Annotated in this window: 29 protein-coding genes and 1 tRNA gene; 2 read left to right on the top strand and 28 right to left on the bottom strand. The window is 36.2% G+C overall.

Translation table 11 applies throughout. From position 1 onward, the window contains the following. Window positions 1–31 precede the first annotated feature (31 nt). The 3 genes from PYW37_RS10355 to PYW37_RS10365 all read right to left on the bottom strand — a co-directional run bounded on the left by PYW37_RS10355 (window position 32) and on the right by PYW37_RS10365 (window position 2,897). Window positions 32–820: a bifunctional hydroxymethylpyrimidine kinase/phosphomethylpyrimidine kinase gene (locus tag PYW37_RS10355; RefSeq protein WP_023188975.1), complete on the bottom strand. Its 789-nt coding sequence runs from the start codon at window positions 818–820 to the stop codon at window positions 32–34. Window positions 821–852: 32 nt separating this feature from the next. Next, window positions 853–1,614 (bottom strand): tRNA pseudouridine(38-40) synthase TruA, encoded by a 762-nt coding sequence (gene truA / locus PYW37_RS10360; protein WP_003131523.1) that lies wholly within the window; start codon window positions 1,612–1,614, stop codon window positions 853–855. Between the two features lie 341 nt (window positions 1,615–1,955). Beyond that, window positions 1,956–2,897: a glycosyltransferase family 2 protein gene (locus PYW37_RS10365; protein ID WP_044009619.1), complete on the bottom strand. Its 942-nt coding sequence runs from the start codon at window positions 2,895–2,897 to the stop codon at window positions 1,956–1,958. Between the two features lie 211 nt (window positions 2,898–3,108). On the opposite strand from PYW37_RS10365, the gene PYW37_RS10370 reads away from it, so the two are divergent. Further along, window positions 3,109–4,425, top strand: coding sequence for a DUF3329 domain-containing protein (locus PYW37_RS10370; RefSeq protein ID WP_025016891.1), 1,317 nt, complete (start codon window positions 3,109–3,111; stop codon window positions 4,423–4,425). A 31-nt stretch (window positions 4,426–4,456) separates the two neighbouring features. Here the strand turns inward: PYW37_RS10370 and PYW37_RS10375 are convergent, their stop codons facing one another. From PYW37_RS10375 to PYW37_RS10460, 18 genes are all read right to left on the bottom strand, one after another. Then, window positions 4,457–5,746 carry a LysM peptidoglycan-binding domain-containing protein gene (locus PYW37_RS10375; RefSeq protein WP_025016890.1) on the bottom strand — a complete coding sequence of 430 codons (1,290 nt, stop codon included), beginning with the start codon at window positions 5,744–5,746 and terminating at the stop codon, window positions 4,457–4,459. Next, a complete protein-coding gene (locus PYW37_RS10380) occupies window positions 5,743–6,093 on the bottom strand; it encodes a hypothetical protein (protein WP_025016889.1) in 351 nt (116 codons plus the stop codon). Before PYW37_RS10380 ends, PYW37_RS10375 begins: the two co-directional genes overlap by 4 nt. An 89-nt stretch (window positions 6,094–6,182) precedes the next feature. Then, window positions 6,183–6,695, bottom strand: a complete 513-nt coding sequence (locus PYW37_RS10385; protein WP_025016888.1) for a hypothetical protein — start codon at window positions 6,693–6,695, stop codon at window positions 6,183–6,185. Between the two features lie 18 nt (window positions 6,696–6,713). Then, window positions 6,714–7,538, bottom strand: coding sequence for a fibronectin type III domain-containing protein (locus PYW37_RS10390; protein WP_025016887.1), 825 nt, complete (start codon window positions 7,536–7,538; stop codon window positions 6,714–6,716). A 1-nt stretch (window position 7,539) separates the two neighbouring features. Further along, window positions 7,540–8,508 carry a BppU family phage baseplate upper protein gene (locus PYW37_RS10395; protein WP_025016886.1) on the bottom strand — a complete coding sequence of 323 codons (969 nt, stop codon included), beginning with the start codon at window positions 8,506–8,508 and terminating at the stop codon, window positions 7,540–7,542. Between the two features lie 12 nt (window positions 8,509–8,520). Continuing rightward, window positions 8,521–11,412 (bottom strand): phage tail spike protein, encoded by a 2,892-nt coding sequence (locus tag PYW37_RS10400; RefSeq protein WP_025016885.1) that lies wholly within the window; start codon window positions 11,410–11,412, stop codon window positions 8,521–8,523. Next, complete coding sequence (locus tag PYW37_RS10405) at window positions 11,412–12,173, bottom strand: distal tail protein Dit (protein WP_025016884.1); 762 nt, start codon at window positions 12,171–12,173, stop codon at window positions 11,412–11,414. The genes PYW37_RS10400 and PYW37_RS10405 overlap by 1 nt, the downstream gene beginning before the upstream one ends. Before the next feature lie 9 nt (window positions 12,174–12,182). Beyond that, window positions 12,183–14,996, bottom strand: coding sequence for a phage tail tape measure protein (locus PYW37_RS10410; protein ID WP_025016883.1), 2,814 nt, complete (start codon window positions 14,994–14,996; stop codon window positions 12,183–12,185). A 14-nt stretch (window positions 14,997–15,010) separates the two neighbouring features. Beyond that, entirely contained in the window at window positions 15,011–15,331 is a 321-nt protein-coding gene (locus PYW37_RS10415) for a hypothetical protein (RefSeq protein ID WP_375710762.1), read from the bottom strand. 38 nt (window positions 15,332–15,369) lie between these two features. Further along, entirely contained in the window at window positions 15,370–15,705 is a 336-nt protein-coding gene (locus tag PYW37_RS10420) for a tail assembly chaperone (RefSeq protein ID WP_015966829.1), read from the bottom strand. A gap of 115 nt (window positions 15,706–15,820) precedes the next feature. After that, the gene (locus tag PYW37_RS10425; protein WP_025016881.1) at window positions 15,821–16,318 is read right to left on the bottom strand and encodes a phage major tail protein, TP901-1 family; all 498 of its coding nucleotides are present in this window, start codon (window positions 16,316–16,318) and stop codon (window positions 15,821–15,823) included. Window positions 16,319–16,328: 10 nt separating this feature from the next. Further along, entirely contained in the window at window positions 16,329–16,718 is a 390-nt protein-coding gene (locus PYW37_RS10430; protein ID WP_025016880.1) for a hypothetical protein, read from the bottom strand. Further along, on the bottom strand, window positions 16,715–17,053 hold the full coding sequence (locus tag PYW37_RS10435; protein ID WP_025016879.1) for an HK97-gp10 family putative phage morphogenesis protein: 339 nt from the start codon (window positions 17,051–17,053) through the stop codon (window positions 16,715–16,717). The genes PYW37_RS10430 and PYW37_RS10435 overlap by 4 nt, the downstream gene beginning before the upstream one ends. Beyond that, the gene (locus tag PYW37_RS10440; RefSeq protein ID WP_044009618.1) at window positions 17,050–17,361 is read right to left on the bottom strand and encodes a hypothetical protein; all 312 of its coding nucleotides are present in this window, start codon (window positions 17,359–17,361) and stop codon (window positions 17,050–17,052) included. Before PYW37_RS10440 ends, PYW37_RS10435 begins: the two co-directional genes overlap by 4 nt. Continuing rightward, the gene (locus tag PYW37_RS10445) at window positions 17,358–17,690 is read right to left on the bottom strand and encodes a phage head-tail connector protein (protein ID WP_025016878.1); all 333 of its coding nucleotides are present in this window, start codon (window positions 17,688–17,690) and stop codon (window positions 17,358–17,360) included. Before PYW37_RS10445 ends, PYW37_RS10440 begins: the two co-directional genes overlap by 4 nt. 13 nt (window positions 17,691–17,703) lie before the next feature. Continuing rightward, complete coding sequence (locus PYW37_RS10450) at window positions 17,704–17,961, bottom strand: Ig-like domain-containing protein (protein ID WP_031558858.1); 258 nt, start codon at window positions 17,959–17,961, stop codon at window positions 17,704–17,706. Continuing rightward, the gene (locus PYW37_RS10455; protein ID WP_025016876.1) at window positions 17,961–18,824 is read right to left on the bottom strand and encodes a hypothetical protein; all 864 of its coding nucleotides are present in this window, start codon (window positions 18,822–18,824) and stop codon (window positions 17,961–17,963) included. The genes PYW37_RS10450 and PYW37_RS10455 overlap by 1 nt, the downstream gene beginning before the upstream one ends. An 18-nt stretch (window positions 18,825–18,842) precedes the next feature. Continuing rightward, on the bottom strand, window positions 18,843–19,439 hold the full coding sequence (locus PYW37_RS10460; protein ID WP_025016875.1) for a DUF4355 domain-containing protein: 597 nt from the start codon (window positions 19,437–19,439) through the stop codon (window positions 18,843–18,845). 185 nt (window positions 19,440–19,624) lie between these two features. Here PYW37_RS10460 and PYW37_RS10465 point away from each other — a divergent pair, with 185 nt between their 5' ends. After that, a complete protein-coding gene (locus tag PYW37_RS10465) occupies window positions 19,625–19,972 on the top strand; it encodes a hypothetical protein (protein WP_023164006.1) in 348 nt (115 codons plus the stop codon). Window positions 19,973–20,069: 97 nt separating this feature from the next. On the opposite strand, the gene PYW37_RS10470 is transcribed toward PYW37_RS10465, so the two are convergent. The 7 genes from PYW37_RS10470 to PYW37_RS10500 all read right to left on the bottom strand — a co-directional run bounded on the left by PYW37_RS10470 (window position 20,070) and on the right by PYW37_RS10500 (window position 25,306). Further along, entirely contained in the window at window positions 20,070–21,110 is a 1,041-nt protein-coding gene (locus PYW37_RS10470) for a minor capsid protein (RefSeq protein WP_025016874.1), read from the bottom strand. A 3-nt stretch (window positions 21,111–21,113) separates the two neighbouring features. Next, window positions 21,114–21,302, bottom strand: a complete 189-nt coding sequence (locus PYW37_RS10475; protein WP_025016873.1) for a hypothetical protein — start codon at window positions 21,300–21,302, stop codon at window positions 21,114–21,116. Continuing rightward, a complete protein-coding gene (locus tag PYW37_RS10480; RefSeq protein ID WP_025016872.1) occupies window positions 21,289–22,569 on the bottom strand; it encodes a phage portal protein in 1,281 nt (426 codons plus the stop codon). The genes PYW37_RS10475 and PYW37_RS10480 overlap by 14 nt, the downstream gene beginning before the upstream one ends. A gap of 14 nt (window positions 22,570–22,583) precedes the next feature. Beyond that, window positions 22,584–23,972: a phage terminase large subunit gene (gene terL, locus PYW37_RS10485; RefSeq protein ID WP_025016871.1), complete on the bottom strand. Its 1,389-nt coding sequence runs from the start codon at window positions 23,970–23,972 to the stop codon at window positions 22,584–22,586. Further along, window positions 23,965–24,375, bottom strand: coding sequence for a terminase small subunit (locus PYW37_RS10490; RefSeq protein WP_023164002.1), 411 nt, complete (start codon window positions 24,373–24,375; stop codon window positions 23,965–23,967). The genes terL and PYW37_RS10490 overlap by 8 nt, the downstream gene beginning before the upstream one ends. A gap of 286 nt (window positions 24,376–24,661) precedes the next feature. Continuing rightward, window positions 24,662–24,736, bottom strand: a tRNA-Lys gene (locus PYW37_RS10495). 147 nt (window positions 24,737–24,883) lie between these two features. Next, a complete protein-coding gene (locus tag PYW37_RS10500; protein WP_010905372.1) occupies window positions 24,884–25,306 on the bottom strand; it encodes a RinA family protein in 423 nt (140 codons plus the stop codon). Window positions 25,307–25,521 lie beyond the last annotated feature (215 nt).

Genomic DNA, 25,521 nt, shown 5'->3' on the forward strand with positions numbered 1-25,521 from the left:
TTTCCTAGAAGTTTGGTTTACTTTTGGAAATTTATTTTTTATTTTGAAAAACACCATATTCATTTGCATTTTGAATGGCTTGATAAACGAAGTCTTTTGCATTCTTGACTGAATCTTTAAAGAGGTGATTATAAGCCATATTAGCCGCAATCGATGAAGCAAAGGTACAACCTGCTCCGTTGTTATTATTTTCTATAATCGGGCTTGATAATTCATAAAAAGCTTTTCCATCATAAGCAAGGTCAATGGCTTGTTTTTGGTCAAATCGATTTCCTCCTTTGATGACGACATTTTTTGCTCCAAAATCATGCAAAAGTTTGGCTGCTTCTTTCATCTCTGATTTACTTTTTACTGACAGCCCTGTCAGTATTTCTGCTTCTTTGAGATTCGGGGTAATTACAGTCGCCAAAGGAAAGAGTTGGCTGATGAAAAGGTCACGCATTTCATTGACCGAATAGTCAGCATTTTCTTTAAAAACAATGACTGGGTCTAATATAATTGGAGTATCAGATTTCACTGACAGAGCTGTCAGCCAGTTTTTGGTCAGTTCAAGTATTTCTTTATTGGGTAATAGTCCTATTTTTATGGCTGAAAAGTCCACATCGCTTAAACTTTCCAACTCTTCTTGAAAGAGTTCTTTTTCTACTGGATGAACAAAAAATTTATCTTCTTTGACAGTTACAATGCTTGTTAAGGCGCAAAAGCCATAAAGCCCATTGGCTGCAAAAGTCGCTAAATCAGCTTGCATCCCGCCTCCGGATAGGATATCTGAACCTGCAATTGTTAGAATTTTTTTGCTTTCATTTAAATTCTTTGGCATCTTCTCTCCATTAATTTTACTGACAGTAGCTTTTAGATGTCAGTATTTTCCGCATATTTGACTTCTTTCAAATATAAACCTTCAGGTGCCGCTGTTGGTCCTGCAAAATCTCTATTTTTAGAGGTCAATATTTTATCTATTTGGCTGACAGGCATTCGGTCATTACCAATTTTAATGACTGTTCCAACCATGTTTCGCACTTGTTTATACAAAAAGCCATTGCCACGAAAAATAAATTTGAAATTTTCTTCGTCAAGACGGATAATTTCTGCCTGATAAATCGTTCTTACTTTGTCATCAACTGATGAACCCGATGCTGTAAAACCTGTAAAATCATGTTCTCCAACCAACTTTGACATTGCTTCTTGCATCCGCTCAAAATTAAGTGGATAGCGAAAATAGGCTTTAGAATGTCTTTGAAATGGACTTCGTGTAATTGAATTTTCTAGATAATACTCATAGGTTTTTTCATGCTTTTGATATCTTGCATGCCAATCATCTGGGACAAGTTCCACTTTTTTTACTGCAATATCTGCTGGGGTTTGAGTGTCTAAACCAAATCGCAGACGTTCCAAATCACGAACTTTGCCCTTTAAATCAAAATGAATGACTTGACCAAAAGCATGAACTCCAGAATCTGTTCGGCCTGAGCCTTGTAAAATAACTGGCTCAAAAGAATTTAACTTCGTCAGTATTTTTTCAATTTCTTTTTGAACTGTTCTTTGATTTGTTTGGCTTTGAAAACCTGCAAAATCTGTGCCATCATAGGCTATTGTGGCTTTGTATCTTGTCATTTTTCTATTATAGCACAATTTTTATTAGGACTTTATTTTCTTTTTTTATAATGGTTTATCCTTTTTTAATATGTTTCTTTTAAATTGCTTTTCGTAAAAAAGTATAAAAAAATGCCCCACTACGAAGGTGGGGCGAGGTTTGGCACCATGATCCGAGGGGGAAAGGCGCACCTATCATTATTGAAATAAGCTGATAATATCAACGTTTCTTACTTGGATATCACACCGAAACTGTCTCTTTTGAAGCAAGTAATCAAAACTTTTGGCACAAAATTTGGCACAAGTAAAAATGGCAGCAAATTACTGCAGCCATGTTCAAGAAAATTTTATTTATCAAATAATCAATTTGACTTTATATTGCTTTCTTTGATAATATAATTGGGTCTTTTTTTTGTTTCAAGGAATATCTTAGCGATATATTTTCCGATAATTCCGATTGAAAGTAATTGCAATCCTCCCAATAATAAAATCAATACAATTAGGGTCGGAAAGCCTTGTACAGCATCACCAAATATAAGGGTTTTAACAAGGTAAAAAAGACTAAGTAAACATGAGGTTAAAAAGCTAACAAAACCAACAAACGTTGCAATATTTAGAGGTGCTTCTGAGAAATTTACAATGCCATCAATAGAATATTTTAGCAAACCGAAGAAGCTCCATGATGTAGTTCCAGCAACTCGTTCTCGGTTTTCATAAGGTAGATAAGTCGTTTTAAATCCCACCCAGCTGAAAATGCCTTTAGAAAAACGGTTATTTTCTTTCAACTTAAGAATGCTATCAACTTGGCGAGTCATTAAACGAAAATCTCGTACTCCATCAACCATTTCAGTATCAGATATTTTATTGATAATCTTGTAGAAGGTTTTAGCAAAGAAAGAACGAATTGGTGGTTCTCCGTCTCGTGAAACCCTACATGTCCCCACTATATCGAAACCTTCTTGTATCTTAGTATACATTTCATTCAACATTACTGGTGGGTCTTGTAAGTCTGCATCCATAACTGTTATATAATCACCATCAGCTTCTCTTAATCCTGCTAATAATGCTGCTTCTTTACCAAAATTCTTAGAAAAAGAAATATATTTAATATTTTTATTTACAGAAAGTTTTTTTAAAATACCTAATGTATTATCCACTGAACCATCATTAATAAAATAAAAAGTTTTTTCTAAAGGTAATTTTTCCGTTTGTTTGTTGACTTCACTGACAAATAATTCTAGAGTTTCTTCTTCATTATATGCTGGTACTACGATTGATAGCTTTAACACAATTTCTCCATCCATTAACTTCTATATAAAGTATGTTCTAAGTTAATCGAAAATTTTATATACAATTATCTTAAATAAAAATACTATAATTCCAAAACTTATTATAGCACAGACTAATATAGTATTTCTAATGTAAATGGCAAATTTAAACATATATTTTTATTCATTTAAAATTTTAAACTTAAGTTATGTTATAATATTTACAGAAAATGTAGAAAGAATCACAATGTTAAGAAAAAACAAAAATAACTTACTTGGTATATTAATGATAATCAGTATGTTTGTGTTAATATTTATTTTAAATTATATGACACACTATACATCAGATGATTATGCTTATAGATTTGTATTTAAATCTCATTTACCAGGTACTAGTCCAGAAAAAATTAATGGTATTTTTAGCATCATTAAATCACAAATATCTCATTATAAATTGTGGAATGGAAGATTTGTAGCTCACTTTATCGTCCAGTTCTTTATGCAATATAACAAGATTATTTTTGATGTTTTTAATACCTTAATATTTATATTATTGGGCTTCATTATATACTCAATACTAAAAAAAGTTTCTAACATAAACAACAAAATAGAAACATTTATATTTATTTTCACATTACTTTGGCTTTTTACACCAGAGTTTGGGAAAAGTGTCCTTTGGCTATCTGGAGCAGGTAATTACTTATGGACCTCTATAATATATTCTTCATTTCTATTATTCAATTTAAAAACTCAAAAATCAAACTTACTCACTTATGTATTAGTTATAGTTCTTGGATTTATATCGGGTGCCACAAATGAAAATTCTGGCCCCGCAATAATCCTTGTTATTATTTTATTAGTGTTATGGAAGTACTTATCTTCTAAAACTTTAGACGTATGGAGAATATTTGGGATATTAAGTTCTTGTGTGGGATATCTTATTATGTTTACATCCCCCGGATCTCAAAAAAGAGGGCAACAACAAATTAGTCTTGATCTTCTAAAAGATAGACTTGTTCATGTCTATTCTGCAAGTGTTAGTCACTTCTTTTTCGAATATTTAATACTGATTTTATTTATTTTTATATTGGTATATCAAAAAAAATACTCTAAATCTAACTTTATTTTTACTACAATAATGTTAATCGGACACTTTTCATCTATATATTGCCTTGTACTTTCGACAGGTCAACCACTTCGTACATTTTTTGGTTCCAATATTTTACTAATAATTGCTATTGTCTATTTATTAAATTGCATATCTGGATTTATTTCACTAAAAAAATATCTTTCGATTGTTTTAATAACTGTAAGTATTATAGTATATTGTTATGCTTTCAATGATATATACAAAAACTATCGAGAAGTTGACAATCAGATTAAAATAATAGAAACATCAAATCCTAATAAAGAAATTATTGTCCCCTTATTAACCCCATCGCATTCATTGTACAATCCTTATAATGGAACTGCTTATCTTGACGATAATCCAAAATCTTGGTTTAATTTGTGGATGGCAAAGTATTATAAAGTCTCATCTATCAAAGGTGTTAATAGTAAATAAAAAAAGCCCTGACTAAATGTCAGAGCTTTTTTTAATAATTTAAAGTTTGACCAGCATAAATCAAATTAGGGTTTGAGATGCTATTCATTGAAACCAGACTTTGAACTGTCGTTCCAAGACGACTGGCAATCGATGAAAGGTTATCGCCAGAGCGTACAGTGTAAGATCGTGATGTAGCCCCAGATTGACCGCCTGTGAAGCGAATAACCTGACCAGAATAAATCATATTCGGATTAGATAAACTGTTCTGACGTGCTAATTCTTGCCAGTTGGTTCCCCAATTTGAAGCAATGCCACTAAGTGTATCACCTTGTTTTACAATATAACTTTTTGCGGGTGTCGTTGGCTGGCTTGTAGAAGCATCAATAGTTTCCACATCATGAACGGATAACCAGCTCATAATACCATCAAGCAAGACAGTATCTCCATTCTTCTGGATGATTTTATGTGGTTGACCTTTTACCCATTGAGGAATTGTTTCTCCTGTGGCATAATTCTTAGCGCCAAAGTTTACTTTAACCGTCATTCCAACTTCTACATCGTTTCCTTTAACTTCATTGGCTTCTTTACCATTTTCAATGGCCGGTGTAGCAGTATCGGGTTTAACTTCTTGGCCTTGCTGTTTTCCGTATCCATTATCTGTGATTCCTGTTAAATCAACATTTCCATCAAGTCCGCCAGCAACATAAGTTGATGTGAACTGGAATACTGAAATTCCGTCCATACTTGGGAAGAAGCTATAGTTTGGAACTGGTGTCACTTCATAATTTGGATATGCCGCAATCCATAGTGAGTTAGGGAATTCTTTGATGATTTGCTTATAATTAACATTGGCCAAAGTGTAAGGCTTATAAGAATAATACATTGGAGTATATCCAGCAGCTTTTACACGTCGCATTCCATAAAGAATCGCATCAGTATTGGCCTGTTTGTTTCCACTTGCTCCACCTTCATAGTCCAGAGCTACAATAGAATTCTTTGGCATTTGAATTTTTGGCAAGTAGTGGTCAAGTGCTGCTTTTGCTACTTCTTGCGAACCTCCGACTTGGTACCAAATATAAGTGTGCGCTCGTTTACCTTGAGCAATTGCTGAAGCTACTTGCGTTTCATAGGTGGCTTGGTCTACAAAGGTTCCACCGTAAGTCCCTCCGATTTGGCTAAAAGCAAATTTATCATGTGCATAGCCAAAATTACCGTAAGTTCCGTTATATTTTGACCAGTCTACCCCTTGGTCACCAACTGCCGCAAATACTGGTCCACTTGCTGCAACAACAAAGAAAGCTACCATTCCAATGGCAGCTTTTTTAATTAACTTTTTCATTTATTTTCCTCTGTACTTTCATTTTCAATAACATCTGTTTTGCCATTCTTAGATTTCAAGTAATTCACCAACTCTTGAAACATTGGATTTACTTGGCAAATCAATTGAATCATTCGTGCCCCAAAGAAAGCAAGTGAACCATTAATAATCCAATTTACTTCATTTTCATAAGCCCTTGAGCTTGAGAAATGCCAAAACTCAAAGACAATCCAAAACAAAGCGATTGTTGTTAAATCAATAATGATTCTTTTTCTCAAAGGTGGGTCCATTTTCTCCCCATCCTTTAACCATGTCAATCCTAAGATGATTAAGATTAAGCCTGAAACTCCTAATAATTGATATTCCATAACCCCTACTTTCTAATAATTGATACTCCAATTTTTATTTTTCCTTACGTTGTTAATGAACCTAAAAGTTGCTAGGTTCTATGTTTAGTTTATGTTGTTGGCATTGCATATGTTGTGGTCCAAGAACAAGAGTAATAGCCATCAGCAGAAGCTAGGCCGCTACCGTCTGGCAATGCATGTCCATCTGCATAAAAAATAAGTCGGTTACCTGCTTTGGTTACTGAACTGAAATCATACGGAGGTCTATAACCAGCAGGAACAACACCAGGGAGGCTAGTTGCGGATGGAACAGTTGGAACAGAACGGATATTTGCTTGCACCATATTTCCAACTCGATAAAAAACAATCTGCCCATCCCCTTTATAAATTGTTGATGAAGCGTTAATAGAACTTGTTACTTGTAAGTTTTTTATTTTTATTGTTTCTGAAACTTGAATGTTTTTAAAACTGGCATCATCCGTAAAAGTTTTTTTGCCAGAAATAGACTCATCCCCTGTTTTATGAACTGCGTTATCCAGTTCAGTATTTACTTTATTAAAATTATCATTAATCGTTTCAGCACCATTTTGCATACCACGATAAATTTTAGTTAATTCAGCCATTTTCTTCTCCTATTTCTATTATTTGGGTAGTGTTGTTTTAAAAGCAACACTTTCTGACTTATCGCTTTCAACATTGCCATTTATTTGACTAACCTGAACGTTGTATGATTTGCCCGCCTTTAGATTTTCTAAATCAAATGACAGAAGTTTACTTCCGCCTACGGGTGTACCATCTAAATAAACCCGATACTTCATTTCATCCCAATCATACTTACTGGGTTCCGTACTAGAAGTTGGATTCGTATCAACATAAGTTCCTACATACTTTGGCCAGTCAGCAGTTGTGACTTCGCTAGATGAGGGCATGTATGGAGTAGCGGTTGAACCTGGTTCAAGTTTCAATCTAGAATACACAAAATCTGATATGTTTGATGATTGTCTAATGGTAATGCTATCAGTATCAGCTAAAGCACTATCAAAAGACTGATATTTAGCCCCTAATTCTACTGGACTACTTACACGAATTATTTTACCTAAATCGCTTTGTTTAATAGGATACCAGCAAGAACCTACAATTGTGTTGTAATCATCAGTTCCAATATTTCCATAAGCCTGAGAACTTTGACCTTTAAGCTGGATAGAAATTGCACTTCCAACTATAGCATTCAATGGCACATGGATATCGAAACTAAAGTTCATTGCTGAAACTCCAGATTTAGATTTAATTGCAGAATCATATATTTGGCTGGAACTAAATAAAGTATCCCAAACTGTTGTAGTTGAAGTTGATGATAAAGTTCTCGTGTTTTTCAACAAATTCAAATTCGGATAAACAGTCGTGAAACCGTCAGTACCGTTTGCGCTGTTGGCATAGGCGGTATGTAAATAATTTTTATCTGCCATATTATCCCCCGTTTTCCCACGAAATTTTTGCACTTGAAGAAGTGATATCATAAACAATTAGATTAGTTGGTGGCTTCACTTTTTCAACATAGCCTTTGGTGATTGTTGCGTCCTCAATAACAAAACGCATAACCTCAGTTCCGTTGATTAACAACAGTTCGTTACCATTATTTACAACTTCTCCGCCCATTGCATAAACTGACGGAAGCTCAACATTGACTTTATTTCTGATATAACTTAATGAAGAAGCTAGGTTATAAATTCGCTCTCCGCCAAATACTGGACCAGTATCAAATCCATTGGCTTCGGTTCCAATTGAATTTTTGTAATAAGTTACTTTCACATCCGGTTGATACTCTGAATCGTGCTCAATTACTACATTAAATCCACTTGGAACTTTACGATAAATAATTTTATTGAGGTCTAAAACTTCCGCAAGTAACCGTCCTCCTGGATCAATGGATTCAAGGATTTCACGGTTCGATTCTACAAATTCTTCCCAACTCTTTTTCCCATCTTCGATATTTTGACTAAAAATTCGGTAAAGTTCTTTAAAGGTCCACCAGTAATTAGAGTCTTTGAAAGGTTGCGAATAAATGGATTTCTCAACAATATAGTGAAAAGTCCGAGTGGAGAATTGCTCAATCCACCGCCCGCCTTCTTGTTTTCTAAAGCTAAAATAAGCTTCATTTCGTCCAACCATTTGAAGCGCATTGTCACTGGCAATATAATTCAATGTTCCATTTTTGGCATCGAAAGAAATCACCGCTTCTTCTGAAACACCTTGCCCTGTGACTTCTTGCGCCATTAAACAAAAGAACGGCTGTAAGCCTTCAAAGTTCTTAGGTTGACCGTTCTCTACGATTTGAGCAACAATCACTTGACTATTCACGTCCGCATGTCTCAATTTAACAATACCGACATTGTTATTAGGCTCTGTGGTGGACAGTGTTATAAAATGTTCTGTCATAATAGACCCTTTCTAAAATTTGATATAATCCCTTGGATTCTTAAAGTGAGCGCTTGATGATGGCCAATATTGGTCCATAAATTGGAAGTGCAAATGTGGTCCAGTGACCGGACCAGTCGCTCCCATAAGTCCAATTTGTTGGCCCTTTTTAACATTTTGACCCACAGAAACATCGATTCTGCTTTGATGTGCGTACCCTGTATAAAGTCCATCCGCATGCTTGATGACCGTATAATTTCCATACCAGTCATAATAATTACTTCCCGCTTGTACCACTTGACCATCGCCAGAAGCTAAGATTGGAGTTGTTGGATTGCCATTAACCAAGTCCATAGCATTGTGAAATTCTTGCGCTCCGGTGATTGGACTAGTTCTCCAACCCATTTCACTTGTTACGGTAATAGGACTTGAAATTGGAGCAATATAACCTCCGCTACCGCTTGGGATTTCAAGATTAACAAATTTGTTATACCATTCTTGGGCCCAAGTGCTACGTTCAGGGTGTCCGTTTAAGGGACGCTCAAAGTTAGCTACAAATGCTTGAGTGGCAGTGTTAATATCCGTTAATGTCATGAATTGAGTCCAAGAATAAGGATAAGAACTTTTCGCAATCCATTGGCCGTTTGGTGAATGCCACATCAAGAGCTTGAATTGGGCTGTGATTGAGTCAGGATTGTCAATCACTCCTGCCCGTGTCATGAGGTTAATCATATAAACACGTCCAGAGCTAGCGCCTGAACTATCCGTCCATTGCCAAACACCATAACCAAAGCCAGGACGTCCGCCGCCCTCATCAGCCGTTGGATTTGCATCAGATTCACCCTGTGCATTTCCGAGTAAAGCGGCTGCAGCTTGTTTAGAAAAACCAGCCCCAATTGCCATTGCCCAGATTTGCCAGTAACGTTTATCACGATCACTCGTGACTTCTGGTGGATATTGCCCATTCCAACCAGCGCCACCGCCGCCAGAGTTTCCTCCACCGTTGGTATCGATTTTTACACCATTAACATACAATTCTTTTGTTTCTAATCGCCCATTAACTTTAAGACTATTTGCTGTGAGATTTCCCTTTATTTCAAGGTCATCGTAAATTGTTCCTTTTCCAAATAACTTATACATTGGATTGTCAAAAGCTGAATTTGAAGGAATTTGAAAAACTGGTGTAGATGACCCTTTTCCGTTATCTTGGTTAATTGACAAAATATAACCCGGGTAATTAATTAAAGCTGATCCGTTCGCCTTCCTTGTGTTCCCGTCATAAGTTCCGATAAACTCTCCAACTTTCCCACCGTGGATATATTTTTGCCAATCAGAATTTGTATAATCAACATTATTTGTTTCTTTGTATTGCTCAATCGAAAAAGCGCCATTAGATAATACGGATTGAAAAAAAGAATTAGTTCCGATTGACTTAACAACAACCCCTTGGATAAGAACTCCTGCTAATATCCCTGCCGCAATGAAAGAAGCATTAAATGTTCCGTCTAAAGTCCAAGCAGTTGTACTTGCTCCATTGTGGACATCTTGGATTGTCGTCCATTGCCCTTTTTTACATTGCTTAAAAGATATCCCAGTATTATTTTGAATCATGAAATACTGTGAATCTTGAATCTTTGGACCATCCATAAAAACTTGCTCATAGGTCTCTCTTGATTGAGAGACACCAGCTTCAATTCCGTTGACCATGTAAATCGAGCCACCGTTCGCACCAGCACCGCGCATAATATCGTCTTGATACTTCCCAATTTCTGTGGAGTCATAAAATGTCATTTTATTATTATCAAGGTCAGAGATATTGCTTTGAACTTGTGACAACTGGCGATTAATTGAGTTTCCACTTAAATTATCGCCTAGACTAGCTTGCACACGACCATTTACATGGTCAGTAACTACTTTAAAGACTCTTGTCTGATAGTGATAATTTCGGTCTCCTCTGTGGATTGAAACAGTATTTCCAATTGAATCACTGCCTAATATCTCAGTACTAAACTGAACAAGTGGCCGGCAGTAATAAGCCAGTTGGTCATAAGTCTTTTGTAAAAGTTCGCTTGCATCTTCCACATCATCAAAAACAACAACCGTTTTACGTGGTAACATTTTTCCGTTTGATGGAATGCCATATTCTTTCGTCATTTCTGGATATTCAATCCAATTTTGACCTTTTGGCTTATCAAGGGGCTTTCCATTTGACTTTCTCCACTCGACATCTGAAAACTCAAGTCTTCGTCCGTATCCGTCCCCAACTTCTTCACCTTTTCCACGTCCAATTAGGGCAGTGACAATATTTGTGCGGTCTTGTTGGTGAACAATTTTCAAAACTTCCTCGCCATATTCAAAGCGTTTATTGGTAATTTTTCCAATTTGGTTATAACAGTTAATGATTTTTTTCGTAATCTTATTCCCTGTAATTTCAATTGAAAATGTGAACTCTGCGCCTAGTTCTTGCAAAGCTTTGAGCGCTTCACGCATAGAAGTATAGTAAAAAATGCTTGAAACTGTTTTAATCGGTTCACAGACACCCAATACCCAGTCACAACCTGAATCAGATAACAGTTGATTAATCACATAAGAAAAAGACCTATTTTTAGGCCTTATATCTTTGATGATAAAATTATCCAATTCATCGACTGCAAAATTTATCGCTTCAGATGATAATAAATTATCTTCATCTTTTGCGGTTAAAATTCGATATAAAGAAAACTCTTGTTCTTTCGTATCATTGACTGCAATATAGCTGGCATCTTTAATTGTTTCGTTAAAAGGTAAAGAAACTGAAAGTGTGTCATTCATTAATTCAGAAGTGTTGGTTGTGATTTCTTTTGTCTGAACACATTCTATGAACTCGTTGGAATCATAACTTTTGATGACTTGTTGCATCTTATCTAAAAATAAGATAATACTCACTAAAGCACCGCCTTTCTATATTGAATCGTTAACTCATAGTTTGAACTTGAAAAATCTGTTCCAGTTGTCAATCTGATATTTTTAAAATCAGAATCAAGGTCTAAGAGGTTGTTATTTACTTTTCCATTAATAAAAGTATTGCCAGATTGGAAATCAAATTCCAAAAGGTCGCCATTTTTAGCCTGTGATGACTTCAAGCGATAATTTCCATAAGTTGCAAGTAATCCATCTGTCAATAACTTGAATGATAGCTTATCAGGTTTAACTGGGTAAGGCAAAACTTCAATCACTTTGTTTTTAACGCTTTGAATTTTTCCATGTTTAAATGGATCACTACAAAGTACAGTAAAACTTGAAATAATTGAATTAGTATCTCCCGCCACAGTATCAGCAGTTTGGAAACGTCCATAAAAAGTATATTCCAAATCATCATGAAAAATAATAGGAACATCTTCTTGACGAATCAAGAACGCTTTTAAAGTATCAAACTTTTCTTGTAATACTCGAGGATCCCTATCCTCCAACTTATATTTTATCGTCAACTCTCGAGGAGGATATTTAATATTGGTTATCACTCCTCCCACTTGCATTTCTTGTGATTCAAAGCTAAGAGAATACATCTCTCGCCCCTCTACAGTCAATGTCTGATAACCTTCTATGAGTTCCTCTAACCAAGTCCCATCATAACTCATGGCGCTGGTTGGAATAAAAGGAAGGTTGCGATAATGCTCCTGTTTTGTCGTATCTCTAAACTTGTACATTTCTACCTCCTAAAATCCCATATTTAAGTTAATTGCTTGACCCTGTGCATTAGAAATGTCATCCACAAAGGCTTTAAAGATTTGATTCCCAAGCTTCACAGTGAATGAAGCTGGCTGTTTGCCTTGGTTAAGATTCACATCATGAGAAACTTGACTACTAATTGAGCGGTTAGCAGCCGCAACGTTCGCCCCAATATCCACAGAATAGTCAGAATTAATTGCATTAGCAATCATATCCCCCATTCCCGAAACATTAGATTGAACATCACGGAAACCTCCAGTTAAACCAGAATTCAAACCAGTCATAATGGCATTACCAGCAGGAGTTAAAAGTTTTCTATCCTTACGGATTGGCCCTTTATGCTCACGAATCCACTTACCAATTCCACTGATAAATTTCATTCCATCTTCCCACTTTTTCTTCAAACCTTTTACAAGTCCATCAATGATGGCTTTACCAATATCTAGCAAGTTTATATTTTTTAGATTGTTAAATGTCGTTTTTACATTATCAATCAAATCACTAACACTTTGTTTCAAACCATCCCAAATTCCTTTGAGTCCGTTAATCATTCCGTTCCACAAGTCAATTGTTCCTTGTTTCAAGTTTTCCCAACCTTGTTTGACTCCGTTCACAATAGCATTAGCAGAATCAATAACCCACTGCTTAAATGAAGCCCAAGTGTCCTTGACCCATTGAACAGTTGCGTTCCATAAATCAACGGTACCTTGTTTAAATGAATTCCAACCATTAACAATTCCGTCAACAATAGACTTAGCCATATTAACGACCCATGTTGTGAAAGCTCCCCAAAGACTTTGGATTGTGTTTACAATTGTTGTCCAGATATTAACTACAGTTTGGAAAAATGAACTGTAAAATCCAACTACGATATTCACAAAAGTTTGGACTATTGTTTGAATCGCTGTTGCTAGTGTTTGCCAAAGCATTCCAAAATCTTCTTTGAATTGGTTAAAGTCCCCAGTGATTAAATCAATGAGTAGTAAAACAGGGCCCATAACAACCGTTTTAATAATCTCCCAAGCTGAACCAAAGATAGTTTTAACTTGATCCCATAATCCACTAAAAAATTCAAGCATTGGTTGAAAGATTGTTTTGATTGTTTCAACGAATGGAGCTAAGGTTGTTGTAACGCTATTCCAAGCGCTAGTTAACCCGCTTGTCGTACCTTTCCAAAGATTAGCGAACCACTCCTTAATGCCATTCCAAGCGTTTTTAACACTATCAACGGCATCTTTTGCGCCTTGGATTGTTCCATCCCAAAGTCCTTTAGCGCCTTCTTTTATGCTTTTCCATGTATTACTGAACCATTGAGTAATGTCTCCCCATTTCTCTTTGATTGCTTCGGCTGCATCGGACGCAAATTTCTTCACATTTGCCCATACTTCTTTCCCGAATTTAGAAATTTTATCCCAATTTTTATAAACTAAAATTCCTATAGCTATAACAGCCGCTATGGCAGCGATTATTCCCAAAACAGGTAAAGAAATAGCAGTAAAACCACTACCAATTAGAGCAAGTCCAGAACGCAAGGCTAGAAAGCCGACTTTTACTCTTTGTAGAACAAGAACAGCTTGCCCAAATATTACCAATAAAGGTCCAATTGCAGCTACTATCAGCCCAATTGTAACTATCATTTTTTGTACAGGCTCAGGAGCAGAAACAAATTTATCAACTAATCCTGAAATTGAATCAGCAACTTTCCTAACTGCTGGAGCTAAAATCTTTTGAACAACAATAGCTGCAGATTCTAATGCTCCCATCATTTGTTCTAATGATGAGTTCATATTATCCTGCATAGTTTTAGCCATTTTGTCAGCAGCACCGTCTGAATTTTTAAGAGAATCAGTTAATTTTCCTAGCTTATCTGGCCCTTTATCAATTAATGCCATCATTCCAGATAATGATTCTTGCCCGTATAGTGTGACTAAAGCGTTTTGTTGTTGCTCGGGCGTTAAACCTTTAAAGGCATCTTTTAACATGCCAATTTGGTCTTTCAAAGGTTTCATTTTACCTTCTGAATCATAAAATGATAGACCAAGTTCATCCATTTTTGATTGCATTTCATCAGTCGGTTTTGCTAACCTAGAAAGCGCTCCACGAAGTGAAGTACCAGCTTGAGAACCTTTAATACCTGCATCTGACATTATACCGATTGCTGCAGATACTTCTTCAATTGAAAAACCCATAGAATTAGCAACGGGAGCGATATATTTCATCGCTTCTCCCATATCTCCAACTTCTGCATTAGTATCTGCGGCAGCTTTTGCAAAAACATCAGCTACATGGCCAGATTGACTAGCATCAAGATTAAATCCTCTTAAAGCGGTGGCAGCATTTTCAGATGCCATTGCAACATCTCCACCAGATACAGCCGCTAAGTCTAAAAGACCCGGCATTGCTGCCATTATTTCTTTGGTGTTAAAACCAGCAGAAGCTAAATTTTCCATGCCAGTGGCTGACTCTTTTGCACTAAATGCTGTTTTTGCTCCTAAGTCAATCGCTTGTTGTCTAAGTTCTTCAAAAGACGAACCTGTTGCACCAGAAATGGCTTTAACACGGCTCATTTGAGATTCAAAATCTCCACCAACTTTTGCGGCTGCAACTCCAATTCCTATAATTGGAACTGTAACTGCTTTAGTCAAAGTTTTACCTGCTGATGTAGTAACTTGCCCTACTGTAGACATCGTACTATTAGTATTATTTTGGAAATTTTGAACTTCTTTAGCAGCGTTTTTAAATGTACTAACAAAATTATTATCGGTAGCCTTCAAATAGGCTTGTACACTAAAAGATTCCATATTTTCCTCCTTTCCTAGTTATTTGCTTTTTTCATGAGGTCAATTAATTTGTTATCCTTTTTAAACTTATTCTCTGGGCTTTCGATTCCTAAAATTTTATTTTCTAGTTTTTTCTTGTCAAAGAATTTTTTAAATGTTGGATAAAGTGGCTTTTTACCTTGTTGTTTCGTTGCTTGAACTTGCCAATTGGCCCATGCTTGTTCATAAATGAATTCTTCTTCGTCCAAAGTTCTCAACTGAAAGGCGATTGAACGGATTGAATATTCTCGAATTGTCATGCGTTCAAATACAGATAAGTCTTGGATGCCGAAACACCGTAAGAATCTAATCATCATTGACTCATAAGTGTCCTCCGAACTTTCAAACTTTTCGGCTATTTGGTCATTTTTGCTTTGATTAACTTCCCCGTATTGCTTTCAGTAATTTCTTTCAAAACATCATCAAATAATTTTTCAATATCTTCGCATTCATCAATAAAATCATCAATATCGCCTTGAGAAAGTTTAGGCGTTTCTGTTCGATTTCCTAAAAATAATACATTCGATAAAGTTGCAATGTTAGCCATTTCTAGTTCAGGAATGATTTTAACAGCAAGTGCCAGACCAAAAGATACGCCATTCTGTTCAATTACTAAATTTTTATCTAGTTCACGTACAAACTTTACTCCGAATTTAAAATGAACTTGTTTACCTTTAATTGTTAATTCCATTTTGATTTCTCCTTAAAAAATAAAGACTAGAGCGAATCTCTAGCCTTTTGTTTATAGTATTTAAATTGTCACTTCTACAACTGTACTCCAGGCAGAGTCAGTAATATTTTCAGCTTTATCCCGCAACAGTATCTTTGAATACATACTGAACAACATTAGCTTGTTCTTCAGTTAGTGTGGCTTGGCCCTTTTGAGGTTTACCAAACACTCCAAATTCTAAACTCAATTCAAGCGCATCTTCTGAGTTAGGTTCATAAGAGAAACTTGTGAGATAAGCACGAAGATATTTCGCTTTGTACTTTCCATCAGATCCTTTTTCAGCTTTATCAATTTCCCACACTTCAATAATATCGCCATTATCCATGGCGTCATCCATTTCGCCAAGATGTGGGTCACCATTTGCTGCAATAGATGTGGCAGATAAACTGTATTCAATTGCTGCAAGAGAACCTATTGTCCCATCTTTGGTAGCTGTAGTGTTGTAATCTCGAGTTTTTTCATTCGAGTGTTCTGTTTGGAATGCAAGTTTCCAAGCGGCTTCTTTTGTTGCTTTACTAAGCAAACGATAGAGCAAGATAATATCTTTACCCTGTTTGGCTATTAATTCTGCCATATTAAATCTCCTATCTTAGTCTAAATTCTAAGTTAATCAACGCTCTTTTGAGCGGTGTTTTTGTTGTTGTATCGTCCAGCATTTGAATGGTACTTGCTTGTAAATTCAAAGCCCAAGAATAGCCCTCTGTATAACTTATATTCAATGCTTGATTAAATATATTGCTTGCCATATCAGACACTTCTTTGCGCTTTTTCTGTAAGCCCCAAACAGATAATGAGAGACTTACTGTCCCCTTGATATCCGTTTTATTTGGTTCATGAATGGTTTGAGTATTCTCCAATTCAACAAATGGATATCTCACTTCATTCATTTGCTTATAATCATAAACGGTATAACCCAAAGCTTGTATTCGTTTGAACAATTCGTCAAAAATAGATTGGTCTCGAGTTTTAATCATTTCAGCAACCTTTCTAAATCTTTAATGAAAAGACCTTTTTGCTCATTATAAGCAGGCTTTACAAAGGGTTGAGCAGATTGAAAACGTGTTCCGTATTCAACGTATGCGGAATAATCTGTGTGTGGTCCAGCTTGTCCGCTGAATCCACCTTCTGTCAACTCCATTTTTATGGATCGTTTCATATATCCGGTATCAACTGGAGCGAGTTTCTGCATATTCGCTGTCATATTTGAAGTGTTAGACTTTACAACTTGTTGAACATCCTTTAAAGAAGCTGCTTTATCCAAATGCTTTACAAGCTGGTCAATCCCTTTTATAGATAAGCTAGATTTCATTGATTGACCTCCTGCAAAATAAAAGTGTTTCGCTCACTTGGATTGCGGTAAGTCATTAAAGCCCACTTTTTATTATCAAACTCAATGTAATCATATTCTGGCATAGTAAAAAGGGGCATCATTCGCATGACTTTTGCCCCTTTTTTAATATCTCCAAAAACTTCTACACTTCTGTCAGTTCCAATATCAGTGATATTTGCACTAAAAACAGTTCTGGTAGGCTCCTTTTCAACCCATTCGCCTAAATCAGGGTCATAATGGGAGTCAGGCGATTCTTTGATAAAAGTAACTTCATCTAAATATCTCAATACAATCTGAACCTCCCAATTTTTTTATTTCCTTCTGTTTCTTTAGATTTTCGCCACGATTCAATTTCATCAGCATACTCATCAAAATCAGATTCTGAAAATGTCATGCTTAATCCTTCTTGTGAGTAGGACTGCATGCCTTCTTGTCCGATACGGTTAAAACGCTTCAAGGAAACGTCCAAAACAACATATTCGAGTTCTGGCGGTACTTCTTCAATGTCAGAACCAAGAATAAGCAATAGACGTTCACGAGTGCGTTTTTCGATTACTTCCAAGCGCTCATCCGATGAACCGCCCAAAAGCTTTTTTAAATCATCAGTGATAGCCATAAATTACTCCTTATTATACAGAAGTTACGGTAACATCGCATGTAACAGTTAATCCGTTAGCTGTTGTTCCAGTAATTTTCGTTTTACCTTCAGCTTTACCAACTACATTCCCTTGTTTCGGTGTTACCGTAGCAATTGTAGGTTCACTTGAAGCAAAGGTTACTGTTTTATCATCTGCATCTACTGGTAAGACAGTTGCTGTCAATGTTTCGTTTGCCCCAACTGCAAGCGATAACGTTGTTTTATTTAACGTTACGCTCTTAGGGGCAATTACTTTGTTACTGTGGCTTTAAGAATTGCTTTTTTATTCTTCTCTGGCAAGTATTTACCATATTTTGCAGCGGCTTGAAGTGCTGTTCCTGCAAAGTCTTCTGAATCCATTGCACGAGTCACTTGAATTCCGACACCAGCTACACCAACATTATCAGCAGCAAAGTAAGCTCCTTCATTAAGTTGGAATTTTTCATCAGGAAGTTCAGATAAAATAAAACCTTTAAATTTATAAAGTGTTTGTTCATCAACGTTTGCACTTGAATTTTTAGCAGTTGTTGCAAGTTTAGAGTCAATAAGCAAGTCATAGATATCAGCATTAACATAAGCAACCCAAGGCACGGCTGTAGAAACGTTGTTATTTACAAATTTCTTATGAGCATCTGAGAACAATTTAGTCACGGAATCTTCATCAAGTTTTACAGTCAACGTTTCGCTGGCACTATCTGATAAGAGTTTACCAAGCAATTTATCGACATGTTGGGCCCATGCCACACCATGGAGTGCTAAACGTTCTGCTACAACTTGGTCTTTGATATCGTTGACTGTGAAATCATCAATTCCTTCATTAATTGCCAAAGGAGCATCGTAACTCACTTGTTTGTTGACTGACTTAACTTCTTTACGTTGACCAAAGCGTGAAGTATTACCTGTTCCAGATCCAAAACCAACATTTGCATCAGTTGAATATGCTTGGATAACTACATCAGTGTCGCTTACTTTGAGTTCCATAAAAGTATCATTTTCAGTGACACCATCTTTTACTTGAAGAACTCCACCAAAAGCACGCAAGAAAGCTGATTTTTTTGCGAAAAGGTCTGGTAACATACCAGCGTATTGTTTTGTGAAATATTTAATTGCCATAATTTAGATCTCCTATTATTAATATTTGGCTGCCGCTTGTTTAAAAACATCGACATCAGTGTTACCAGGAACACGTTTAGGCGTTGTCCCTGTGTTTCGTGCTTTTTCCCACTGTGAGCGTTGATTATCAAGTAAATTGAGGAAAGTTTTTACATTACTGTAAGTTTTTTCTTCGTCAACATCAACTAACAATCCTAATTCAGCAGCACTCAAAGCAATTCCACTTTCTTTCAATACTTCATCAGCTTGGCTGGTAATGTTTGAAATTTTGATTTGTGCTTTAAGGCTTGCGATTTCATCGTCTTTAGCTTTTTGAAGTTCGGCAGCTTTTTCTTCGTCAGATTTTTCTTTGACTGACTTTTTGCCACCTTTTTCAAGTTCTTCGATACGAGCCAGCGCTTGGTCAAGCTGTGTTTTTGTTTCATTTTTTTCAGCTTGTTCTTTGCCGATTCGTTTTTGAAGCTTTCCGACAATTTTGTCATTGTCAGTTGATTGTTCTTGTTGCTCTTCTTCATTCGTTTCTGTTTCAGTTTCTGAACCAGCTTCAGACGTCTCATCGGCTGCTTCTTCTGCGAACGTTTGCAAATTAAGGGGTAAAAGTTCTGTTTGTTCCATTTCTGGTTCCTCCTACTCGCATTTAAAGACTTGGGAGTCTGATTTTCTCGTGTTTTATTTAGTGTCCACAACGTTCGGAAACGGACATAAGAAAAACCCATGGGATTCGACGGGTTTAAAAGTTTATTTGCTATAATTGAATTACTGGCTCATTTGCCTAGTATCTAGTAGAAAGGAAAAATAATTTGAGTTCTATAAAAAATGCTTACATCAAGTTCTGGTACACATTGATTTTGGTAGCTAATCAGAAAAACGATTCAGATGCTGAATTAGTGGTTTTGACTTCCAATGGTACGTATATTGGCAAACCTGTATCTTCAAGCGAACTTGAAACAGACTTTGTAAACCAAGCTTGGGAAATGACTTTTTCAGAGAGTAAAACAGATAAAGTTTCTGAAGAAATAAGCTTAATACATTTGAAAAATGTTAGGACACTTGATAACTCTGAGTCCTATGGTACCTTGACAATTTTTGCGGAAGATGTTTTAGGTGTCAGCGGAAATGGCGATTTAACTGCTCCATCTGACGACTGATTATCCCCGACAATGTCTCTGGGGAATCAATCCCTTTGACTTTATAACTAAAAGGCTGTCCAGTTACAGCCTTTTTTGGTTCATTATTCATTGAAATCTATCCTTTTCTTTTTCTGCGCAATTCTTCAATCGCTTTGTCAGCTTCTGTCCTGTCATCAAAAGCTTGCTTGTATTCATCTTGACTGATTACTTTTCTATCAAGTAAATCATCCCATAAACCTTTATCATCAACATGCGGTGCGGTGCTACATCTACAAAACGGATGCATATTAGGAGCATTGACTCCTGGCGACATATCTTTAAGTTTGAATATTTTACCATTCAATGCTCCACAGATAGGGCAAGCTGATGGTTCAGCAATATACTCATAGCTATCAATATCGGCTTTTTTATAGCTTTCTTCTTGAATAGCTGTTTGAATTCTCGTTGTTTCTGAAACTAGCAATCGTTGGGCGTTGTAAGTGGCATTGAGCTTTCCCTTTTCTGTCATTAGCCTTTTTAGTTGTGGGGCTAGTGCTTTTGGATTGATTCCACCAGTTACTGAACGAATGAGAAGTTTTTCAATATCAGCTTTCAATTCAAATTGATACTGCCAAAGCTTGTCAGAGAAACTGGCAAATCCTTCGACTTTATAACTTCCATTTAGCACTGATTCAATTAAGATTGTGTACCCACCTTTAGGAACGCTTAAACCAAGAATTCCGGCTTGTCTTTCAAATTCTGTGAGAGCTGCACCAGTCAAATTCTTTGAGAAATATTTGTCCAAATCGTCAAATACAGAAATAAGCTCCAGACCAATATTTGCTTTCAGGAGTTCTAAACGATTCACTCTCATGGTCAAGTTATAAAGTTTCAACACTTGATTTGCTTGGTGCGAAAAGTCTTTTTCTTCTACGTATTTCTTAGCTTTATTGGCAAATGCTTTGACATCCATTTTATCCGCACGTTTCATGGCTTCACTGATAGAAATCCCTTGCCCATTCGCAAAGTTCTGCCAGTTGGCATTGATTTCTTTTTGAATGGCTTCTTGAGCTTCAAATAGCTTATCCATGATTTGCTTCATGCGTTTGGTATCATCTTTGATTTGTTGCGCCTGCCACGCTTGCTCACGTTTTATCCAATAGTCGGGAGTTCTCATAGGTTACTCCTTTGGTGATTTGACCTTACACAGAAAGTATTTTTTGAAATTAGATTCAATATCTTTAATCAATTCCTCTGCCATCTTAGATGCAAGTTGCTTATTGAAAAAAGAGATAAATCTTATTTTAATAATACTGAATCTGTAAAATAGGCGCTGCTTTACTACAGCTTCAACTTTAATCTTGGGCATTGGTTACCTCCTCGTTCGTTTCAGGAACTACTGTTCCCTTTTCACTAGATTGCTTGTCCTTGTCAAAGATAGCTGTAGAAGCTTCTTCTTTTTTGATTTTCTCCATTTCAGCTTGGACATCTGGAATAACAGAAATGACACTCAAAGCTGTTTCTTGGCTTGTAATTCCCGCAAGAATACTAGCGGTTTCAGCTTGTTCTTTAATATCTTTAGGCTCATTACGAGTAAAGGTATACTCGATATCTTTCCAAGCTTCTCGGTTCGAAACATTCGTACTTAACTCACAAAATAGTTTGTATCGACTATTCAAAGAAGATTGGAACTTACGTTGAAATGACAAAGCTAAGTTACTCATTGCTTGAAGCTTGTAAGCTAACGAGACACCACTTGATGACCCGAAAGATTCATCAGAGATATTCGCAACCATTGTTGTTTGGAAAATTAATTTAGTTAGTCTGTCCAATAGATTTTCTGTTTGAGAATCACTATCAGGCTTTTCTAAGAATTTAACATCTACTTTTGAAGCAGAACCACTTTGATTATTCTGATTCTTATCATAATAATTAATTAGACGATTATCTTTGATATTTTTAGCATCTTCTTCGTCTATTTCTGCTCCCATGAAAACCAAATACTGATCGCTGAAATAATCAACATCATTTGCTTTTTCACTAATAGCCTTGTTAAAAGCGTTGACTAATGAAATAACAGATTCAAAGATACTCATCCGTTCTTCGTTGAAATAGAACTCTACAACTGGTAAATCTGGATATAGGTTGTAAGTCTTTTCTCCAAAGCTAATCTCATCATTTTCTCCGCTGATTTTAATAGTTTCAAGTAGAGTATAAACTTCTCCATGAAGTTTTTTGTCCTCGTCTTGATACAAAAGCTCAAAAGCTCGACCATAAATACATGCCATTTTTGCAAGTTCTGATTCTTCATCTTCCATATCATTCAAATTATCAAATTCTTGTAATTTAGTAAGTATTTCTTTATCTGAATGTGACTTTTTAACTGGAATCCCATTGAAGTAACCCGTGAAAGTATCAACGATATATTTAGTGAAATTAACAGCTAAACGATTGTCAGGCTTCCAAGAGTCTTTTGCCGGTTCATCATCAATAGCCATAATTCCAAGATACATATTTTTTAAGTACTCATACCGAGCAACTTCTAATTTATGTTTTTCCATGAACTTGTTAACCACTTCAACTGTGATTGGTTCATCTTTTGGAAATGTCATTAATTTAGGTGGTTTGTATTTCAATTAGAAATCTCCTTTTATATTTTAAATGATTTTAATCCGGCTTTTATTCGCTTACCACTCATTGTCTCAGCAATGCCGGTTGTTGCATCGGGCGCATCATCATGTTTATTTTTACCTTCACGTTGATAAGTTGTCATTGCTTGATAGTATTCAGGGAAACGAGTTCTCCAGTCATTGGGAAATCGAACGTGCTGCTCTATCCAATAACTATTGGAATAAATCCGAGCTTCTTTATTATTTCCTTGGAAGAAATCTTCCACAGCACAAGCAACTTTACCTTGAATCTTATCCCTGACAGAACGAGCAAAAGACCGACCGCCATTGTTGCGCTCGATTCTTGATGCATTTACTCTGTTATTAATTAACTGATTGGCCACTGCGTTTTCTGTGTACTCCATTGGCTTTTGAGTGTAAATAATATCGAGTACATCCGCAAAACCGTCTGAGGTTTCACCCCACACAATTGAACAGAGATAGTCTTTCCCAGTATCTGCGGTATCGCAATAATTCCAAATCTTTTTGTACTCTGAGCGAGCGTTGTAGGTTTGGAACTCACTATATAATCGACCTTTGACATCAATCGGTTCTTGTTGGTAGTTGGCGCTGGCAATATCAGCCCCCATTGTTTTTACTTTGCGCTTATAATCTTCAAGAGTCAGAACATCATCACAAAGCATTTCATTCGTTTGCTCATTGTAAGCTTTGAAATTAATATGCTTTACTCGATAGCCATTCTTAGGTAATTCACGCAAAGCGCGACCAGCCAAATCTTCGCTATGCCAACGAGTCATATTGATTATGATTTTACCGCCTGACTCCAAACGTGAAAGCATGGTATTTACGAACCAATCCCAGTGTTTCTCTAAGACTGTCGCATTGTTGGCTTCCTCAGCATTCTTAATAACATCATCAATGATAATAATATCAGCACCAAAACCTGTTGCGGTACCTGTTGGAGAAGTCGCCAGATAGTTGTTATAACCGTCTGACAAACTCCACAGGTTTTTCGCAGCATCTCCGTCTTTAATCTTGGAATCAAAAATATCGGAGTAAACAATCTTATCCACATCCGCTTTATTTTGTTGAATAGTGTTACGAACATTTTTAGAGAAAACTGTTGATAGAATTTCGTTATATGAACCAGTCATGATTTTCTTCGTGTGGTCATTACCAAGCACCCACTCTACAAATTTACCGAGCGTGAGCGACTTCCCGTGACGTGGCGGAAGATTCAAAACTAAAACATCGTGTTCATCATCATTTAGAAACGACTGAAACTCTTCGCACATTGTCACCAGATAAGCTCTATCTCGTTTATAAAAGCTTGGCATGATGAGATTACAGTAATCAAAGAAAAAGCGCTTAGACAGCTCGATTTTCGCCCCTAGCGCTATTTTATCCATCTCGACTCGCCAACTTTCTAAGCTCTTCTGTCGATAAGTCTACATAAGGATTGGTTTTGACTGAACCAGATAATTCAACTTTGCTTGTATAATCACCATCCATTTTATTAAGAGTGTCAATTGCCTTAATCATGTCAGCTTCTTTTTCAGCATTTTTAGCTATCTCCGATAAAGCGACCATTCGCTCTTTACGAGTCATAATCGCGGCATCTTGAGCTTCTTCTTGAAGTTCTTTATACCTTACCAAAACCTTACCAAAAAGTTCGCTTGCTTTTACATCTACAGTTGAGTCTTTCCACTTTGATGATTGCTTAAATGCTTCTCTGTATGCTTTTCGTTGGCTCATGCCAGAAATTAGGCATTGAACAAATTTTTCGTGTCTTGCATTTTCTAATACTGGCATTTAATCTCCTTTCCAACAATAAAAGGCTGCCCATTGGACAACCTGTAATAAAATATAATAGCAAGTCAGGGAGTCGAACCCTGAGCGCCTACGTTTCCGTTCCGTACTTGCTACGCTGTAAGCCCTTGACTCCTAGAAAGTCCTATGGGTTAGTCAGCAACGTCTATGACGAGATAGACAACATTAAATAACCCCGTTGTGAATGTAACGACATCACTGTACAGTCGCAAGTTACCTTGCTGTTTTTATGGATTCAAACCAAGGGAATATTATTATCAACCCATTATGTGACTGAGTGAGATTCGAACTCACGCCTCTGCATTAAAAGTGCAGTGTCTTAACCCCTTGACCATGCAGCCACTAATATGAAGCAAATTCAAACCTATACTTATGATATTTGTGCTTTTGCCTTTTACTTCATAATACAAGTATATCAGCAAAAACAAGGAGCAACACTCCAATTTCGTGCCTTTTTCGTGTCGTTTTTATCCCAATTTGACCCATGCTTTCAAATGAAATAGCCAATATGAGGGTTTATATCTTTTCTAAAGCGATAATAAATAAACTTAGCTTTCTTTTCTGAAATCTCAATCCCTTCATTATCAAGTTCCATCATTACTCTGTACCATGTAAAACCACCGTAACCACAGTGTTTTAACTTGATTATTTCTTTTTCCTCCTTAATTAAAGGTTCGTACCACAAGCTGAATTGGTACATCAGGTCTTTGAGTTTGATGTATTCCTCATCATTTTCAAGTGCTTCTTTATTTAAAACATGACTTTCAGGTTCCGAACCACCAGAATAAGCCGTACGAATGCCTAAGTTATCTACTTTTTGCTTATAAAGATATCTGCTTTCAATTGATTTTATTCTGGCTTCAAGTCTGCCATTAACGTAATCTCCAATAATTCTATCTAACTTATCTGCCATTAATCAAATTCTCCTTTTGTGGTATAATTAAGTTAGAAATTCAGTTGCCGAAGCCCATTGCCGTGGGCTTTTTTTGTTTAATTAATTAATTTAAAATATAATGATATTAGAAACGCAATTCCAAATAATATATTAAAGGTTGCAGTTCCAACACTTATTGGACTTCTTGGCTTTCCAATTGCGTAAGGTGTAATGAACAGGCCGATAATCATTAG

The sequence above is a fragment of the Lactococcus lactis genome (genome assembly GCF_029023865.1).
Lineage (GTDB): Bacteria > Bacillota > Bacilli > Lactobacillales > Streptococcaceae > Lactococcus > Lactococcus lactis.

What these genes read in the sequence shown, in the direction of transcription:
- PYW37_RS10355 (WP_023188975.1), bottom strand. Translation starts at nt 820, where the DNA reads ATGCCAAAGAATTTAAATGAAAGCAAAAAAATTCTAACAATTGCAGGT.
- truA (WP_003131523.1), bottom strand. Translation starts at nt 1,614, where the DNA reads ATGACAAGATACAAAGCCACAATAGCCTATGATGGCACAGATTTTGCA.
- PYW37_RS10365 (WP_044009619.1), bottom strand. Translation starts at nt 2,897, where the DNA reads ATGGATGGAGAAATTGTGTTAAAGCTATCAATCGTAGTACCAGCATAT.
- PYW37_RS10370 (WP_025016891.1), top strand. Translation starts at nt 3,109, where the DNA reads ATGTTAAGAAAAAACAAAAATAACTTACTTGGTATATTAATGATAATC.
- PYW37_RS10375 (WP_025016890.1), bottom strand. Translation starts at nt 5,746, where the DNA reads ATGAAAAAGTTAATTAAAAAAGCTGCCATTGGAATGGTAGCTTTCTTT.
- PYW37_RS10380 (WP_025016889.1), bottom strand. Translation starts at nt 6,093, where the DNA reads ATGGAATATCAATTATTAGGAGTTTCAGGCTTAATCTTAATCATCTTA.
- PYW37_RS10385 (WP_025016888.1), bottom strand. Translation starts at nt 6,695, where the DNA reads ATGGCTGAATTAACTAAAATTTATCGTGGTATGCAAAATGGTGCTGAA.
- PYW37_RS10390 (WP_025016887.1), bottom strand. Translation starts at nt 7,538, where the DNA reads ATGGCAGATAAAAATTATTTACATACCGCCTATGCCAACAGCGCAAAC.
- PYW37_RS10395 (WP_025016886.1), bottom strand. Translation starts at nt 8,508, where the DNA reads ATGACAGAACATTTTATAACACTGTCCACCACAGAGCCTAATAACAAT.
- PYW37_RS10405 (WP_025016884.1), bottom strand. Translation starts at nt 12,173, where the DNA reads ATGTACAAGTTTAGAGATACGACAAAACAGGAGCATTATCGCAACCTT.
- PYW37_RS10410 (WP_025016883.1), bottom strand. Translation starts at nt 14,996, where the DNA reads ATGGAATCTTTTAGTGTACAAGCCTATTTGAAGGCTACCGATAATAAT.
- PYW37_RS10415 (WP_375710762.1), bottom strand. Translation starts at nt 15,331, where the DNA reads ATGATGATTAGATTCTTACGGTGTTTCGGCATCCAAGACTTATCTGTA.
- PYW37_RS10420 (WP_015966829.1), bottom strand. Translation starts at nt 15,705, where the DNA reads ATGGAATTAACAATTAAAGGTAAACAAGTTCATTTTAAATTCGGAGTA.
- PYW37_RS10425 (WP_025016881.1), bottom strand. Translation starts at nt 16,318, where the DNA reads ATGGCAGAATTAATAGCCAAACAGGGTAAAGATATTATCTTGCTCTAT.
- PYW37_RS10430 (WP_025016880.1), bottom strand. Translation starts at nt 16,718, where the DNA reads ATGATTAAAACTCGAGACCAATCTATTTTTGACGAATTGTTCAAACGA.
- PYW37_RS10435 (WP_025016879.1), bottom strand. Translation starts at nt 17,053, where the DNA reads ATGAAATCTAGCTTATCTATAAAAGGGATTGACCAGCTTGTAAAGCAT.
- PYW37_RS10445 (WP_025016878.1), bottom strand. Translation starts at nt 17,690, where the DNA reads ATGGCTATCACTGATGATTTAAAAAAGCTTTTGGGCGGTTCATCGGAT.
- PYW37_RS10455 (WP_025016876.1), bottom strand. Translation starts at nt 18,824, where the DNA reads ATGGCAATTAAATATTTCACAAAACAATACGCTGGTATGTTACCAGAC.
- PYW37_RS10460 (WP_025016875.1), bottom strand. Translation starts at nt 19,439, where the DNA reads ATGGAACAAACAGAACTTTTACCCCTTAATTTGCAAACGTTCGCAGAA.
- PYW37_RS10470 (WP_025016874.1), bottom strand. Translation starts at nt 21,110, where the DNA reads ATGAGAACTCCCGACTATTGGATAAAACGTGAGCAAGCGTGGCAGGCG.
- PYW37_RS10475 (WP_025016873.1), bottom strand. Translation starts at nt 21,302, where the DNA reads ATGCCCAAGATTAAAGTTGAAGCTGTAGTAAAGCAGCGCCTATTTTAC.
- terL (WP_025016871.1), bottom strand. Translation starts at nt 23,972, where the DNA reads ATGGATAAAATAGCGCTAGGGGCGAAAATCGAGCTGTCTAAGCGCTTT.
- PYW37_RS10490 (WP_023164002.1), bottom strand. Translation starts at nt 24,375, where the DNA reads ATGCCAGTATTAGAAAATGCAAGACACGAAAAATTTGTTCAATGCCTA.
- PYW37_RS10500 (WP_010905372.1), bottom strand. Translation starts at nt 25,306, where the DNA reads ATGGCAGATAAGTTAGATAGAATTATTGGAGATTACGTTAATGGCAGA.